Genomic DNA, 15,915 nt, shown 5'->3' with positions numbered 1-15,915 from the left:
CCGCTATTGAATGAACAGGCGTCGGGAGAAGTCGCAGAAGGTTTCCGCGCCCCGCTTGGCGATGTAGGGGATTTCGGAGATCGCGAGCCCCACGTCCTTAAGCCAAATGCGGATGACCGTGAATCCAGGCGGTATGATTGCACCATAGATCATGCGGTTTTCAGTCGCGCTGAACGGGCTAGCAGCCTGGTAGTCAAGAAGATTGCGCCATTGCGGCGCGCGAGAAGGAAATCTTTGAGCTGCACACTTCACCTTACGTGGCCGGACCAACTAGTTCTCTCAAGTATGCGGCACTTGGCGCTGTACCCGCCAACATAAAGTCGCGAACTGTACCATCGCGTTTTGAGATGACAAAAGAGGGGACCATTCAGGCACAACCAGAGCGGCGATACGCCGGACAACGCAGCGCATACTCATGTCCGATGCGGCACTTCGCCAAAGAAGCGAACCTCTCCTTCCTTCCGTAATCTCGCTATTCAGATTAGCCGACATCGATTCCGACAGATTCTTCTCTTTAATGTGCCGCGGCCCGTCCTCCTGAGGCTCGGCTCGGCCCGCCCGAGCAACCTCGGACACGCACTGCAACGCGAGCGACCTCACCCCTAACAGACAGAGGCGGACATAGAGTCGTATGGTTGCTTCGAACCCCGCTCGAAGAATTCGAACGAGCTGTCGGACAACAAGTCTTCATCCTGCTAAGGATTTCCGAGACCCAGCACTGCCTTGTAAAGCCCCGTCATCTGAAGCAGGCTGAAATGTCCGCCTTCTCAGCCGCTGTGGCCATCGACCGGAACTCATCGGCGCTGCGCTCACCGACTAGCTCTAGCAACCTTGGCCACGCAGAAAGGCCTTCCACCAGCGAGACCAACCGGAAGAATTCGTTGGGCGAATGAATATCCTCATCGGGAAGGGCGAAGCCGAACATTAGTGTCTGGACGCCGAGCAACTCTTGGAATATCACAGTGATGGGAATTGACGCGCCTAGTCGAACAAGCAGCGGCTCTTGACCCGTCGCGTCGGACAAGACTTTTTTTGCCGCAAGCACCAGTGGGTGCTCGGTAGGCAGGTTGAAGGCGCGGCTCCCAGTTCCCGGGTCGCCGATCGAGAGCTCAACATCCGGGGGGCAAACAGCACGCAGATGAGCCTTGAGCGTATCTGCGACCTGGTCAGGGTCCTGCCCGGACACGATTCTTATCGACAGCTTAGCGTGGGCAGTACTTGGGATTACCGTTTTGCCGCCGACCCCCGTGTAACCTGCCCACATTCCGTTTACGTCCAAGGCCGGTCGAAGCGTCAGCTGCTCACGTATCGAGAAGCCATGTTCTCCGTGGGCGCGCGCGCCAACATCCTTGACGAAGGCGGCGCCATCGAAGGGAAATCTGGCGGTCTCAGCTCGGGCGTGGTCTGAGACGGAAGGTAGGGCCGACAGCAATCCCGGGATTGCGATCGCGCCATCCTCGTCATGTAACGAAGCGATGATCCTCGCCATCTCATGTGCGGCGTTCCGGACCGCGCCGCCGTAACGACCAGAATGAAGGTCCTTGTCGGCTGTTCGAATTGAAATCTCAAACTCTACAATTCCGCGCGAGCCGACATTGATCGTCGGAATTTCGGGATGCGCTCGTGCGCCATCAGCGGAAATCATTCCATCAGCCTGCAGCAAGTCGCCGTATTGTTCCACTATCGCGCGCAAACTTGGACTGCTGGTTTCCTCTTCCCCCTCTAAAAAGACTTTGACGTTCACAGGGCAGGCGCCTCGGACTTTCAGAAAGGCAGCGATAGTTTCGAGTGCGATTGCAGTCGAGCCCTTCACGTCAGATGCACCGCGCGCGTAGAGTCGTCCATCGCGGATGGTCGGTTCGAAAGGTGGGGTTACCCAATCTTCTAGCGGATCGGGGGGCTGAACATCGTAATGTCCATAAATGAGTAAAGTAGGTTTTCCGGGCGCACCGTTCCAAGCTCCGTAAACGGCTGGATGGCCGCCGCCATCGAGAAGCTGGACGTCGCTCAAACCCATGTGCTTGAGCCAGTTCACTAGAAACGTTTGCGCATCGCGCATCCCTCCTATGAAAGCTGGGTCTGTGCTTACACTTGGCAGGCGCAAGAAGGCGCAAAGTCTATCCAAAATCTTGTTCTGGCGACCGAGCAGGTGCTGAACGATTGCATCTACATGCATGATCTTCTCCTGGCTGCAAGAAGGGCCCACCTTCCGCTAAGACAAGTACTCATTCTTTCCGTCTCATCTCAGGCGCCGTAGACGAGCTTAATGCCCGCGCGGTAGTCGACGTAGACATCCGATTGGGGAGCCCGCGGCCAGGTTCGGTAACCTGGCCGGCGACTGAGGACGAACAGGTGCTCGCGCTCAACGTCTCCTGCACCACCAGTGACCGAGCATTGCCATCGACACCGGATCCGGCGACCTCCGTCAAGCTCGACTCTCGCTAAGGCAGCTATTGCGCCGGGGCCTAGCTGAGGCCAAGATACCGATCAAGCACGTTGCAGGTCACACGTTCCACCATGTTGTCGGTTCTCAGAAGGCCCGCCACCCATTCGCAGCTGCCGGCATGAAACACTTCGCCCTTGCCGCGTTTGAAGTTGACGATCATCCCGCTTCCGCGCTTCACTTTTTCCATATTGGCGTTGTTCGCCTCGCCGAGCAGCAATTCAGCGACAAACCGGCCGTCCACATCGCCCATTATCTGGTCTTCTGGCGCCAGATCGGCGCTCTCTTCAACCAGGGTCGCCATGCCGACGGCGAGGATTTCAAGCCCGTCCGGCGCCCCGCTGGTCGGCGAAGGATTAGGCAGGCCGTTGCGGATTTCGTAATCGAGGCCGTCCACCTCATAGCCGTAGATGTGACTCTCGGCGCCGAGCAGGTCGCCGTAAAAGATCCCGGTGCCGGCGAACGCCCAATGCTCCGGCCGATAAATAGGGAAGCCGCGCACGCCACGCGGCAAGCACCCGCCCCAGCCGACATAGATGCCATTGGTGGCGTTGAGACCAAAAGTCTGTGCGCCTGGCCGGCCGACCTCCGGCGCTTCCCATGAATTGGTGGCGCGGGTGATGTCGCCCTCCTTGTAGACCGGGTCCTCGGCGCGCGCCCGGTATTTGTAACAGACCTGCTGACGTCCCTCGTCCTCGAGTCTGGTTTGCCACATGAAGTTGGCAGCGAAACGCGCCACACGGCCACCCCAGTCGACATAAGAGTCGACCGCGTCACGCATTTCCCAAGTCCAATACTCGTCATGGCCAATGAAGGCGATGCAGTCATAGTCGGATAGGATTTCGGGAGAGAAGTGGAGTTCGTGCTGACTGATGAGATCGACACCATATCCGGCGCGCTCCGCGAATCGGAAAAAGTGGCTGTCGTAGGTCGCCCAACCGGCGGAGGCGTATTTCTTCGAGTGGCCGGTGGCATATGCCCATTCCTTGTGTGGATGGCGCGGCACCGTCTTGGGTGGCATCATCATTTCCAGCGGCACACGAGGCGCTTCCGGCGGAAGTACAACAAAGCCTCTACACCATGGCCGCTGTGTGGAGACGATGGGGGAATACTGGTTGCGGTTCGGCCCGGTGATGCCGTCATAGTGGTTCGAGCCGCCCCAAGTGTTGTAGGCAAGCCACGTTCCCGTCGCCGCCACCTGCAGGATGCGGCCCGGCTTGCGACCGCCTTTGGGCAGCACAATCACAATGTGATGACAATGGATTGGCCGACCATCGCGCCCATCGGCGGTCAGCTTGACGTGGTAGGCACCGGACGGCCAGTCCTCGCCAATCTTAAACTCGAACGCAGTTTCCCAGCCGCAACCCTCGACGGAGCACTGGTCCGGCGTGTCCTGCCAGCGTGCGGCGATACCGCTCTGCTTGAATATCTTTGTCTCGGTCCCGCCGTCGCGCACAACCTCGATGGTGAAGCGCGGCGCGGTCGAACTTACCTGCAGCCGCACCGTATCCCCGGGACCATAGGAAAACCGGTCGCTGTAGCACCAGATCTCGCCACGCGCGCCATCCATACCGGCCCATTCGTAAAAATGTCCGCGCTCCGCAAATCGCCTCTCCTCGGGCGTCAGCCCGAAATCTGGAAAGTCACTCGGAAGCTTTGTCATGATGGCAAATCCCATATTCTTTCGGTCACTGCCAAATAGGCAGGTGCAGCAAGCCCGGCTGTGTCGCAGACGTGACCCTTCAGTGCTTCAAGATCTGGCTGAGGAATAGCTTTGTTCTGTCGTGCTGCGGATTGGTGAAGAAGTCGTGCGGCTTGCCCTCTTCAACGATCCGGCCTTCATCCATAAAGATCACCCGGTCCGCGACAGAGCGTGCGAAACCCATCTCGTGGGTTACGCACACCATGGTCATGCCGTCGCGCGCGAGACTGGTCATCGTCTCGAGGACTTCGGCGACCATCTCCGGATCGAGCGACGATGTCGGCTCATCGAAGAGCATGACGGCTGGCTCCATGCAGAGCGACCGGGCAATGGCGACGCGCTGCTGCTGGCCTCCTGAGAGCTGACCGGGGAATTTGTTCGCCTGCTCGGGTATGCGTACGCGCTCGAGGAATTTGAGCGCAATCTTCCTTGCCTCCGCCTCGGGCACGCCCTTGATCCACATCGGGGCTGCCATGCAGTTCATCAGCACCGTCATATGCGGGAAGAGATTGAAGTGCTGGAACACCATGCCGACGTTCTTGCGCACTTCAGCCACGTCGCGCATCTTGCTGTGCAACCTGATCCCATTGACGGTGATCTCGCCCTCCTGGTGCGCCTCAAGCCGGTTGAAGCAGCGGACCAGCGTCGACTTTCCCGATCCGGAGGGGCCGCAGATGACGACGCGTTCGCCTTTGCGGACGGTGAGATTGATATCAGTCAATGCTCTGAAGGCACCGTACCACTTCGAGACGTTTTTGGCTTCGATGATTGCTTCGCTCACTGCCACTTGCCTCTGGCTCGATGACTTCCGACCCGAACTTTGCTCAGGATACGGCATATGGGCAAGCGCCTCGGAGTACCGGTTTGGACCGCCCTTCACTTGCCTTATACTCTCGACGGTCATCGCACCTTGCTCCTGGCGTAGTAGCGCTCGATCCTGGACTGAATCAGCTCGAGGCAGATGGAGAGAATCCAATAGATGATCGCCGCCGCTATCAGCATCTCCATATGGTTGAAGGTGGCCTGGCCCAGGGTGCGAGCAAGGAACGTCAGTTCCCACACGCCCAGCACCGAGACGAGCGAGCTGTCCTTCAGCATCCCAATGAACATGTTTCCCGTAGGAGGGATGATTACCGGAAGCGCCTGCGGCAGAATGATCCTGCGCATGGTGAGGCCGAAGCCGAACCCCATGGACCGGGACGCCTCCCATTGACCGCGGTCGATGCTCGCAATGCCGGACCGGAAGATTTCCGTCATGTACGCACCAACACAAAGCGAGAGTGCCAACACGCCTGATGGGACGGCATCCATCACGATGCCCAGCTGCGGCAGGCCGAGATAGATCAGATAAATCTGCATCAGAAGCGGCAGGCCGCGGAAAAACGACGTGTAAAAGCTGGCGATGGCGTAGGCGAAGCCGTTGCTTGACAGTTTTGCAATAGCGGCAAAAATTGCGATAGTAGACGCACAAACGAGTGAGATCGCCGAAACGTAAAGCGTCGTCACCACACCCTGCGTAATCAGGAATGGCAGATTCTTCCAAATAAAAGGCATGCTTAAGTCAAATGTCTCGAAGAACGCGAGAAACAGGATCAATAACTCAAACCACACGACGCCGATTTGCACCTTTAGTGGGGCAAAACCTATCAGGATGAGATTGAGGCAGAAAATAACCGCAATCACAAACGCGATCGCGAAGCGCCCGTAAAAGCCGCTCTCCAGCGGCTCGCCAATGACCGGCCGCATGAGATCGCCCATGGCCGTACCCGTCAGGTTGAACGCCAAAAACACTGCGAGCACAACCGCGAAGATCGAGGCGATGAACCACGGCCTGTGGACCATCACCTCGGATTCAACCGTATCTTGGTAGAGCATGAGGACTCCGTCATGACATGGCGGCCCGGGTGAACCCTGGCCGCCTAAAGCTTGCGATCTCACTGTTCCTCAGAGTAATCGGCGTCGTACCACTTCATCGAAAGCTTGGAGAGCGTGCCATCGTCCTTCATTTGCTTAATCGCCGCCGCAATCTTGTCGCTGAATTCCTTGTCGCCAGGCAGAACCGCGATAGCTCCCGGCGCGGAGAACAGCGCCGGCTCAAGAATCCTCAAGGGGTAGCCAGACTTGATCGCATCGCGCGCGATCGAAGTGTCTGTGAGAACAGCATCAAGGCGAACGCCTTCGCCGAGGCGAAGGTCATCAAATGCAATGTTGGTAGTTCCGTAAGTCTTCACCTCGCCCGGCTTGAATTGATAGTGAACCGGGCTGGCGTTTTCCCAGGCCGGCGTCAAATCATGATTGGCATAGGCCTCTGCCGAGGTGCCCCCAGCAACGCCGACCACCTTGCCCTCAAGGTCGGAAAGCTTGGTTGCCTTGCTGTCCTTGTGAACGATGGCAGAAGCGGGTCCCCAGGTATAGACAGCCGGGAAGTCAAATACTTCTGCTCGGGCCTTGGTCGGCACCATCTGACCCATGGCAACATCCCAACGGCCCTGCCACTTGCCTCCGGTGATGATGTCCCAGCCCGGCGTCACGAATTTGGCCTCCACACCGAGGGATTTTGCGATCTGATTGGCGACATCCACGTCATAGCCAACGAGTTCATGGTTTTCGTCCAAATGTGAGATCGGCCCCCAGTCCGTCCCGACCGCCACCGTCAGCGTCTTTGTCGCGAGTACGTGATCGAGCACGGCGCCGGCCTCGGCCTGACCCGACGAAGCCACGGACGCAATTGCCAGGGAGGCCGCAGCCCCCACCATCGTTATGAACTTGTTCATGTGACGTTCCCCTGTGTTTGTGGGTTTGCTTGTTGGCGGCCATTCCCGCATCCGAAGACGTAGGATTGCGGTAGGTAATCCGATCAGGTTTCCAAGCCTGAGCAGCGGCGAGCGCTCGTTGCTCCATGCCATTGCCTTTGTTCAGATTGTCGGATCAGCCCATGAGTTCGCAAGAATATTATCAATATCATATCCATCTAGAACTCAGATGGTTGAAAGCCGAGCTGCGCCTATAGGGCAGCCGACCGGCGTTGGCCTCGAACACCAGTTCCTTGCGCTTTCCCTCGCTCTCAACCTGCCGGCGCTCGTCGCAAGATTGAGCCCTGGTAGGCTATTCGTCGGCATACCTTCATGCACAGATTCAGTCGATTACCAGCAACTTGCGTGGAACGTTTGAGAGGCATTCAACCTGGCCCTCGGTGATCAGGATGCTTTCGGTAATTTCGATGCCCCAATCGCCGTACCACAGGCCTGTCATGAAGTGGAAAGTCATACCCGGGCGCAGTTCCGTCTTATCGCCGTCTCGGAAGCTAGCGGTGTTCTCCCCCCATGCGGGGGGATAGCCGAGGCCCATTGAATAGCCAGAGCGGCCCGTCTTAACCAAGCCGTAGCGAGCCAATTGGCTAACGTAAGCTTTGGCGATGTCTTCGCACCGGTTACCGGCCACCGCCTTGTCGAGACCAGCTTGCATCCCGTCGAGAATGGCCTTTTCAGCGTCGAGTATTTGAAGTGTCGGCTTCCCGAGGTAATACGTTCTCGCAAGGGGGCAATGATACCGCTTGTGAACCCCTGCGAGTTCAAAGAAAATGCTTTCGTTGGATCGAATTGGACGGTCACTCCATGTGAGGTGGGGTGCGGATGCATCCGCACCGGCGCCGATATTGGGCACGGCCGCCGGATAGTCTCCCCAGTAGTCTCCCACGCCGCGCGTTCCTGCATGCGTCAGTTCCGCAATTACATCCGATTGCTTTATGCCGGAGCGCAGCACTTCCGAAAGGCGTTGGTACATAGCTTCGACGACTTTTCCGGCACCGTGCATGTACTCGATTTCTTGTTGTGATTTTACGATACGCTGCCAGTTGACAAGTCGGTCAGCGTTTTTGAATCTCGCGTTTGGGAGCGCCGCTGACAGAATCTCGAACGATAAGGCAGAGAAGTAGTAGTTGTCTTTTTCGACGCCGATAGTCGCCGAGCCATGCCCCTCTTCAGTGATGATCTGACCGAGAACCATCATAGGGTGCAGCGTGTCGGATTGGACGTAGTGGTCTTCGTACCACCTTATCCGATCCTCGCCAATGTAGGCTGTCCGACGGCAACCATTGGCGTCCATCTCGCGGCCGAACCAGAGGGGATCTTTGTCCTTGGAAACAACTACGCATTGAGGGACGTAGAAGGCGTTGCCATCGTAGCCCGTAAGCCAATTCATATTGGCCGGGTCCGTAACGACCAGCAGATCGAGGCCGGCCTTCTCCATCGCCTTGCGAGCCTTTTCTAGACGTATTTTGTATTCGGACACTTCAAACCGAAGCATTTCTGCGCTCATAGTGGATCCTTCGATTACAGTACAACGCTGAATACTGGATTAGTAATGGCGTGTTCCTTTGGAGACACTCTAAGTGATGGACCTGATTATCGCTAATCAGATCTACATCTATTTGAAGGGCACACCCGTGTGGAGACAACTCCTGAGGGAGATGACTACGACTGCAACGATCGAGGCGGTGATCCATAGTTCATGGACAGGTATCTCGCATTAGACTGTCTCCCGATAGGAGGGCAGCCCTCTAAATGAAAGAAGCGAGCCAGGCTGGCCTAGAAGCTAGAGCTTGATGATTTCTATTTTTCGGTGGTATAGTCCACCCCGTACCATTTCATTGACACCTTCGAGAGCGTGCCGTTATCTTTCATTTGCTGGATTGCAGCGGCAATCCTGTCGCTGAATCCCCGATCCCCACGAAGTACTGCAATGGCTCCCGGCGCGGCGTATAGCGGGTCGCCAAGAAGCTTTAGTGGATACCCAGCGCGAATAGCGTTATTGGCTGAAGTTCCGTCAGTAACAACGGCATCAAGCCGAACTCCGTCGCCGAGCCTGAGATCATCGAACGCCATATTGGCGCTCGCGTAGGCTTTGACTGCGCCAGGCTTGAATAGATAAGTGACAGGGGTACTGCCTTTCCAGTCTGCGGTAAGCGTCTGATTGGCATAAGCTTCATACGTTGTGTTCGAAGTGACACCGACGGTCTTGCCGTCTAGATCGGCAAGATTGGTCGCCCTGCTGTCCTTGTGCACAACAGCGAACACCTGCTCGTAGAAGTAAATAGCGGGGAAGTCGAATTTCTCGGCTCGAGCCGCGGTTGGCGTCATCTGACCCATGGCGATATCCCATCGGCCTTCCCACTTGCCGGCTGTGATAATATCCCAACCGGGCGTGACGAACTTGATCTCCGCGCCGAGCGATTTTGCGATAACCTTCGCAATATCAACATCGAATCCATCAAGTTCGTGCTTCTCGTTCAGGTGCGAGACCGGACCCCAGTCCGTACCGACTGCCACTGTTAGCGTCTTTGACTCCAGCACCTTGTCGAGCACGCTCCCGGCAGTAGCTGTGCTCCCGACCGCAAATGACGCCGCAGCTGTAACCGTTGTCAAAAGTCTGTTCATGGCTTCCCCTGTATTTTCGTGGCTTTTTGCTTCGCCGGCACGGGCGCACTCCGCACCTGAATGCGATCCTGGCCCAGGAAACTGACCCTTCCCCCTGACCGCCAGCTGTTTCGCCATCAAGCTAGCTTGCCGCGACCGGCTTTGCAACATCTGTTTTCAGTTTTAGATAATGCTTCATGTGGATCATTTGGATAATGCTTCATGTGGACCACGGAGGATGTAGCGCGGCTCGCATCTCCCATTTGATAATTAATGAGGGAGACCGCAGGGTGGATCGAGCTAACTCTGTCCCGCCTCTGCTGGGAGGTGAGCTAACTTGAAGAAGCGTCGTAGCGCCAATGAGCCTACGGCCCACGTGCCACGATAGCCCTGCCGCAGGGGCTATATCAGCGCTAGAGGACGACCTCCATCTCGGACCTATTGGTCGGACGGGCACCGATCCGGTCCTGGTGGGTCGTTGATGACCGCCCCCCGAGTGCCCGGACTTCGCCCTCCGGCGTAGGTAGCGAGGCAACTCGGCTGTCTCGCCAAGTTCACGAGGCCGGTCGCTCATGATCGTCTATGAGAACGGCACCGAAGTCTCACGTCGTAGGCGATCCTACAATTATCGAGGGCGCAGGTCCTTTTCGAGTTTTCGAGGGCGAATGCCTCTTGATGATGCGCGGGTTGAACGCGTTTCCTTCCGTGGTGTCTTCGCTGATTATCATCTTTGGCACATTGTGTTGCCGTCGGATGGGGCACTCCGTCACCAAGTCAAACCCAACTTAAACACCGCGAATTGGAAAGCGCTGGTGTTTCAATGTGTTGAGGGCGTGCGCAGGGTTGTTAGCACTACGAAGCGCTCGAGGGAGGGTTCCGAAGCCGGCTCAGGCAGCCTGTGCTTCGGCCACGTTCGGCGGCAAGGCGACGCCGGCCGCGCGGAAGACGTTGCCGATAGATCCAGTTGCCGGCGTGCGAACGGTGATCACCTTGCCGTCCTTCTCGATGACGCCGGTCTGTAGGCGGTCGAGTTCCCGCAGGACGTCGGCCCATTCGGGCTTGATGGCGGCCGCTTCGCAGCGCTTGTGCAATTCCTTGCGCAATACGAGGGCGATAAACGAACAGAACACATGGCCGCGGATGGCCTCGTCGGAGGAATGATAGATCGGCCGGGTGCGCATCAGCGCCTTTGCTGTGCGGAACAGCTCCTCCACCTGGAGGAGGTCGCGATATCGCAGGACGGCCTGCAGCGGCGTGATCCTGGCATTGGTGCGCAGCACGAAGATGCCGTCATACCTTGCCTCGTCAGCGATCTTGCCGGCATCGATCTCGAAAGCGCCGGGGCTCGTGCTGCGCAGATAGCGGCGGTAGGCCGAGTTGCCGACAAGCGCCTTGTCGCCCTTCTTCAGCTGGCGGTCGAGGCCCTCGACGATCGCGGCACGATCGGCACGGTCCTTGTCCGCCTCGGCTTCATTGCGGGCGACAATGTAGCGCCGTCCTTCGACGGTCACCTCCTTGACGAAGAGCTGCGTCTCGCCGGTGGCGCGTTCGATCAGCAAAGGCGTGAAGCGCTTGTCGTCCTCGAGCACGACACGGCGCACCAGGACGTCCGTCCTCTCGCGCACGCCGAGCACGTATTCCAGCCCGCGCTCCTCGAGCGCGGCCATCGTGGCAGCGGAAATCATGCCGCGGTCGGCGACGACGCAGACCCGGCCGATGCCGAAACGATGACGCAGCCGGTCGATGACCGGGATCAGCACGCTGACATCGGCGGTGTTGCCCGGCCACATCTCCGAGCAGACGGGTCGGCCCTCGCCGTCGATCACCACGCCGACGATCATCTGGTTGAGATCGGGCCGATGGTCCTTGGAATGGCCATGGGCGCCGAGCGTGGCGCCGCCGGCGCCTTCGAAGGAGAGCGAGGTGGTATCCATAAACACGACACTGAGGTCGGTGAAGAGATCCTTGCGCCTGGCGAACAGCGCTTCCTCGATCTCGTCCTTCACAGTGCGCGGCGAGAATGGCGTCGCATTGGCTTGGCGCGCCTCGGGCAGTTCCTCGCCGAGCCAGGCCATGGCCCGGTAGAAGTGATGCAAGGCAAGATCGTCGGCGCCGGGGATGTCGTAGTCGACGAGCCACTTCTCGCAGGCCCTGTCGGAGCCGGAGGCCATGATGCGGTGAAGCACGGCAGCAAACACGGCCCGTTCGACGGCAAACTCGAACTTCCGCTCCGTCAGCAGCCCTTCGATGACCGCCCGGCAACCGGTGTCCTCCCACAACCGGCCGAACAGCAGCGGTGCGCCAATGCGGCGGGTGTGCAGGCTTGTCGAACTTTGCTCGATGGCCTGCAAGACCATGGCCCGCTCAGCGTAGCGGCCAACTGAAGAGGCGAGCCGATCGAGATCACCCGAGGCCAGGACCGCCTCCTTGCGCCCGAGATTGCGGATGATCCGCTGCTTCATCCGCCCTTCCTCGCGCACGCTCTCGACGAGGTAGAGGTAGGTGTAGCCGCGGATGTTCTTCTCGCGCACGAACATGCAATCAGCATTACCAAAAACGGTGATTCGTCAAGCTCCGCGCTTCAAAGCAGGACATTATTTAGCATTACGCCTAAAAACCGCGCCTAGCTCCACCTCAACAAAAACAACGAGATAACGCAGAAAATGCGCCGGAATCTGCCGGCAACTGTTCAAGTCGGGTCAAACGGCTCCCGCAAACAGGGGGCAGGCCGGTGTGTTGGTGAAAGACCAGGCACCACATGAGAACGGTACAGGGGTTACTACCCCGTACTCTCCAGCCGAGAGAATTGTTACAGCAACGCGGGCCTAGCGATGCTCGCAAGGGTGAGCCGGCAAACGTCCGTAATGTCGTAGATAGGTAACCCGGTCCTACAGCGGAGACTACCTGTGACGCATGGGAACCCGGTGCATTCGAAGACTAACATCCCGATCTCGGGATGCTTAGCACGAAGTTTGGTGATACATGCGGCGACCTCCTGCTCGATCCGATCCACACTGGTTCGGACCAGTGGACGCGCCAACGCGTTGCGTACGTATTCGCCTTCTTCGACTCCGCCGACGACCACTCTCGATTGGCCTGCCGAATTCTCGATGCCAAACAGGTCTTCACTGCAGTGTCTTGAATCAGCGGTTATTACTGCGAGCTTCTGAGCAGGTGATAATTGACGGAGCAACGTTGGAATAAGGAGTAGGCTTGACATGGCCACCGGCACATTTACTGCTGCGGAGACCGCCGCTTGAAGTCGGATGAAAAAGCCACAGTCAGCAGAAATCATCCCGGCGCCTCGTTCGACCAAGCGCCGAGCAGCCGCCACACAAGGGCCTTCGAGTAAAGGGTTGCCGCGAATAACGGTCTCCGCCGATGCACCTTCCACCATTTCCGTGATGATTGGACCGCCAAAAGTCGTCGGTTCCATAAGGGACCCTTTTCGCGGAACATGGCACCGACTATCGGGCATCAGGCCTTCATCAAGCTCAAGAATTCCAAGGATAGGGCTGCCTTGCAAAGCCATGGATAAGCCTCTTCGAATAGTACGCAAAATGCGGGATAATCTCAGACTCGTAGCGGTGGCTCATGGCGCGATCCCAGCGAGCAAAATTCGTATTTCAATGGATTTTCCGTCCTCGTTTCAGCCTGCGCTTCTTAAAGCCCTGCGATGCAGTTTTTTTTGGACTGCACGTCCGCGGGCTTCTCATCGGCGGGAAAGGCGACTATTCGGCAGAATTTCCATTGAGGTCCCCACCGTTATGGCGCAGGTACTACCTTGATTAGGCGATTCCACGAGCGATCGCGGCGTCCACGGCATCGCCCAGACGCTCCACAATCGTGTCAATCTGGTCGGCGTTGACGATAAACGGAGGCGCTAGCAGGATGTGATCGCCTCGCACGCCATCAATTGTGCCACCCATCGGATACACCATCAGCCCGCGCGCCATAGCTTCTCCCTTCACCGCCGCGTTCAGTTTCCGGGCCGGTTCAAACGGCGACTTGTCAGAGAGCTCGGCCACGAGTTCTACCGCACGAAAGAGACCGCGCCCGCGGATGTCACCGACATGAGGATGATTATGGAAGCGCTCCCGAAGCCGCCGGTTGAGCAGTTCGCCCATCTCAATGACGTTGTTGAGAAGCCGATGCTCGCGGATGACGTCCTGCACCGCAAGGCCGGCTGCCGCTGCCATCGGGTGTCCCATATACGTATGACCATGCTGGAAAAAGCCTGATCCGGAAGCAAAAGCGTCGTAGATGTGGCGTCCAAATAGCACGGCGCCGATCGGCTGATAGCCTCCGCCCAGCCCCTTCGCGACTGCCATTATGTCCGGTACAATGCCTTCCTGTTCGAAAGCGTGCAGACTTCCGGTGCGCCCCATTCCGCACATGACCTCGTCAAGGATCAGGAGAACGCCGTAGCGGTCGCAGATCTCGCGGACCCTTCTAAAATAGCCATCCACCGGAGCCACCGCGCCCGCCGTCGCCCCAACAACTGTTTCGGCAATGAAAGCGATCACCTCGTTTGCCCCTAGTTCGAGAATTTTTGCCTCGAGGTCGTTGGCGACGCGTTCTCCGTACTGATACTCACTTTCAGCTGCCAAGCGGCCACGATAGGCGTAGCATGGTGCAATGTGATGGGTTTCGATAAGCAGCGGTTGGTACTGGGCCCGGCGCCATTCATTGCCGCCAGCGGCCAGCGCTCCGAGCGTATTGCCGTGGTAGCTTTGACGGCGCGCGATGATGTGCCTGCGTCGACTCTCCCCTTTCTCGACGAAGAACTGGCGCGCCATTTTTAGCGCCGCCTCCATCGCCTCCGAGCCTCCGCTGACGAGATAGACGTACTCGATACCATCCGGCGAATCGGCAGTGAGGCGATCCGCCAGCTGCTCGGCAATTTCCGAGGTGAAGAAAGCCGTATGGGCGTAGGCGAGCTTGTCAAGTTGCGCGTGCAACGCTGCCAGTACGTCCGGATGACCATGACCTAGGCACGACACAGCGGCACCACCTGACGCATCGATATAAACCTTGCCATCGGCACCGAACACTTCGATTCCACGACCGCCAACAGCCACTGGCAGGTCGGCGTGGATCGCGCGATGCAAAATTTTGCTCATGAAAGTCTCGTGCTTGCAGTCAATATAGGAGTCGGGTGACCCATTTCATAACGAGCCCGACGCGGCTGAACCATCTGCCAGCGACACTAAGCAAAATCGACCCGCTTCGCAACAAATGTTTCCATTTAGCTTGGACGCACCATCCGGATCGACGCGCTCGCCCGAAGAAGGACGAACTCGGCCTTGCCGCTAACCACCGCCCTCTCACCTCGTAACGTGAGCACCGGCGGACTCGATTTGCAGATGGAGGTCAATCGCAACAGGCGTTTCATACACTTGTAATTTTGTTCTGCATGGATCATTGCTAATTTGGGTCAGGATTGGGCGAAGCAACCTGCCGTTCGCTCGCAGTGCAGACCGGAAAACAGAATTTGTCAGTAGGCGGTGAGAAATGAGCGATGTCGAACAGCCGACGGCGATTTGCGTCGCTCCCAATGGCGGCAAACTGAGTAAGTCCGACCACCCTTCCCTGCCGCTCGGCCCGGCTGAACTGGCGCGGACGGCGCAGGAGTGTCTCGATGCAGGCGCGTGCCTTATCCACGTCCATGTGCGGGATCACGACGGCGGACACCTCCTCGATGCCTCCGCATATCGCGAGGTCATAGATGCCATCAGCGAGGTCGTCGGCGATGAAATGATCGTTCAGGTTACGAGCGAAGCGCTTGGTCGCTATACTCCGGAGCAACAGATCGCGGTCATCAAGGAGACCCGGCCGGAGGCCGTTTCTTTGGCGCTACGCGAACTGGTCCCGACGCAAGCTCACGAATCCGGGTTCGCATCGTTGCTGTCCTGGCTCCGCGCCGAAGAAATTCGGCCGCAGATCATTCTCTATGATCCGGACGAGACGTTCCGTCTGGGCGAGTTTCACCGCCGAGGCCTCATCCCATGGAGCCAGGTTCCGGTTCTTTTCGTGCTCGGACGTTACACCCCGGGTCAGAAATCGCGTCCCGCGGACCTGTTGCCGTTCATCGACGCGGCCAAGCCCCGTTTCGCCCATTGGAGCGTGTGCGCCTTTGGCGAACGCGAAGCCGCCTGCGTGACCGCGGCGGCTCTGCTCGGCGGGCATGTCCGCGTCGGCTTCGAGAACAACCGCCGGCTTGCCGGCGGGAAGCTGGCCGGGTCGAATGCCGAGCTGGTCGCAGGTGTAGCGAAAAGCCTCCAAGGACTTGGCATCGCCCGCGCCAGTGCGGCCGAGCTTCGTCGATTTTGGCAAGACCTGTAGTCCTCCTCATC

Annotated in this window: 11 protein-coding genes; 1 reads left to right on the top strand and 10 read right to left on the bottom strand. The window is 58.2% G+C overall.

Annotation, left to right across the window (positions count from 1 at the left end):
- Positions 1 to 3 precede the first annotated feature (3 nt).
- From ABVK50_RS05055 to ABVK50_RS05010, 10 genes are all read right to left on the bottom strand, one after another.
- Positions 4 to 153: a hypothetical protein gene (locus tag ABVK50_RS05055; RefSeq protein WP_353642581.1), complete on the bottom strand. Its 150-nt coding sequence runs from the start codon at positions 151 to 153 to the stop codon at positions 4 to 6.
- A gap of 583 nt (positions 154 to 736) precedes the next feature.
- Positions 737 to 2,176 carry a M20/M25/M40 family metallo-hydrolase gene (locus ABVK50_RS05050; protein WP_353642582.1) on the bottom strand — a complete coding sequence of 480 codons (1,440 nt, stop codon included), beginning with the start codon at positions 2,174 to 2,176 and terminating at the stop codon, positions 737 to 739.
- Positions 2,177 to 2,465: 289 nt separating this feature from the next.
- Positions 2,466 to 4,106, bottom strand: coding sequence for a N,N-dimethylformamidase beta subunit family domain-containing protein (locus tag ABVK50_RS05045; protein ID WP_353642583.1), 1,641 nt, complete (start codon positions 4,104 to 4,106; stop codon positions 2,466 to 2,468).
- 79 nt (positions 4,107 to 4,185) lie between these two features.
- Positions 4,186 to 4,983 carry an amino acid ABC transporter ATP-binding protein gene (locus tag ABVK50_RS05040; RefSeq protein WP_353646017.1) on the bottom strand — a complete coding sequence of 266 codons (798 nt, stop codon included), beginning with the start codon at positions 4,981 to 4,983 and terminating at the stop codon, positions 4,186 to 4,188.
- A gap of 62 nt (positions 4,984 to 5,045) precedes the next feature.
- Entirely contained in the window at positions 5,046 to 6,020 is a 975-nt protein-coding gene (locus ABVK50_RS05035) for an amino acid ABC transporter permease (RefSeq protein WP_353642584.1), read from the bottom strand.
- A 59-nt stretch (positions 6,021 to 6,079) separates the two neighbouring features.
- Positions 6,080 to 6,919, bottom strand: coding sequence for a transporter substrate-binding domain-containing protein (locus tag ABVK50_RS05030; protein ID WP_353642585.1), 840 nt, complete (start codon positions 6,917 to 6,919; stop codon positions 6,080 to 6,082).
- A 361-nt stretch (positions 6,920 to 7,280) separates the two neighbouring features.
- On the bottom strand, positions 7,281 to 8,462 hold the full coding sequence (locus ABVK50_RS05025) for a Xaa-Pro peptidase family protein (RefSeq protein ID WP_353642586.1): 1,182 nt from the start codon (positions 8,460 to 8,462) through the stop codon (positions 7,281 to 7,283).
- 293 nt (positions 8,463 to 8,755) lie between these two features.
- Positions 8,756 to 9,580 carry a transporter substrate-binding domain-containing protein gene (locus ABVK50_RS05020; protein WP_353642587.1) on the bottom strand — a complete coding sequence of 275 codons (825 nt, stop codon included), beginning with the start codon at positions 9,578 to 9,580 and terminating at the stop codon, positions 8,756 to 8,758.
- 866 nt (positions 9,581 to 10,446) lie between these two features.
- Positions 10,447 to 12,096 carry an IS1634 family transposase gene (locus ABVK50_RS05015; protein ID WP_353641105.1) on the bottom strand — a complete coding sequence of 550 codons (1,650 nt, stop codon included), beginning with the start codon at positions 12,094 to 12,096 and terminating at the stop codon, positions 10,447 to 10,449.
- A gap of 1,251 nt (positions 12,097 to 13,347) precedes the next feature.
- A complete protein-coding gene (locus tag ABVK50_RS05010; RefSeq protein WP_353642588.1) occupies positions 13,348 to 14,682 on the bottom strand; it encodes an aspartate aminotransferase family protein in 1,335 nt (444 codons plus the stop codon).
- 391 nt (positions 14,683 to 15,073) lie between these two features.
- Between ABVK50_RS05010 and ABVK50_RS05005 the strand changes: the two genes are divergently transcribed.
- Positions 15,074 to 15,904 (top strand): 3-keto-5-aminohexanoate cleavage protein, encoded by an 831-nt coding sequence (locus ABVK50_RS05005; RefSeq protein ID WP_353642589.1) that lies wholly within the window; start codon positions 15,074 to 15,076, stop codon positions 15,902 to 15,904.
- Positions 15,905 to 15,915 lie beyond the last annotated feature (11 nt).

It is taken from the genome of Mesorhizobium sp. WSM2240 (genome assembly GCF_040438645.1).
In the GTDB taxonomy this organism is placed as follows: Bacteria; Pseudomonadota; Alphaproteobacteria; order Rhizobiales; family Rhizobiaceae; genus Allomesorhizobium.
Note: the sequence above shows the minus strand (reverse complement) of the source record. Positions and strands in the feature narration are given on the sequence as shown.

Excerpts from the sequence above, each read along its gene's own strand:
- ABVK50_RS05055 (WP_353642581.1), bottom strand. The coding sequence starts at position 153 with ATGATCTATGGTGCAATCATACCGCCTGGATTCACGGTCATCCGCATT.
- ABVK50_RS05050 (WP_353642582.1), bottom strand. The coding sequence starts at position 2,176 with ATGCATGTAGATGCAATCGTTCAGCACCTGCTCGGTCGCCAGAACAAG.
- ABVK50_RS05045 (WP_353642583.1), bottom strand. The coding sequence starts at position 4,106 with ATGACAAAGCTTCCGAGTGACTTTCCAGATTTCGGGCTGACGCCCGAG.
- ABVK50_RS05040 (WP_353646017.1), bottom strand. The coding sequence starts at position 4,983 with ATGCCGTATCCTGAGCAAAGTTCGGGTCGGAAGTCATCGAGCCAGAGG.
- ABVK50_RS05035 (WP_353642584.1), bottom strand. The coding sequence starts at position 6,020 with ATGCTCTACCAAGATACGGTTGAATCCGAGGTGATGGTCCACAGGCCG.
- ABVK50_RS05030 (WP_353642585.1), bottom strand. The coding sequence starts at position 6,919 with ATGAACAAGTTCATAACGATGGTGGGGGCTGCGGCCTCCCTGGCAATT.
- ABVK50_RS05025 (WP_353642586.1), bottom strand. The coding sequence starts at position 8,462 with ATGAGCGCAGAAATGCTTCGGTTTGAAGTGTCCGAATACAAAATACGT.
- ABVK50_RS05020 (WP_353642587.1), bottom strand. The coding sequence starts at position 9,580 with ATGAACAGACTTTTGACAACGGTTACAGCTGCGGCGTCATTTGCGGTC.
- ABVK50_RS05015 (WP_353641105.1), bottom strand. The coding sequence starts at position 12,096 with ATGTTCGTGCGCGAGAAGAACATCCGCGGCTACACCTACCTCTACCTC.
- ABVK50_RS05010 (WP_353642588.1), bottom strand. The coding sequence starts at position 14,682 with ATGAGCAAAATTTTGCATCGCGCGATCCACGCCGACCTGCCAGTGGCT.
- ABVK50_RS05005 (WP_353642589.1), top strand. The coding sequence starts at position 15,074 with ATGAGCGATGTCGAACAGCCGACGGCGATTTGCGTCGCTCCCAATGGC.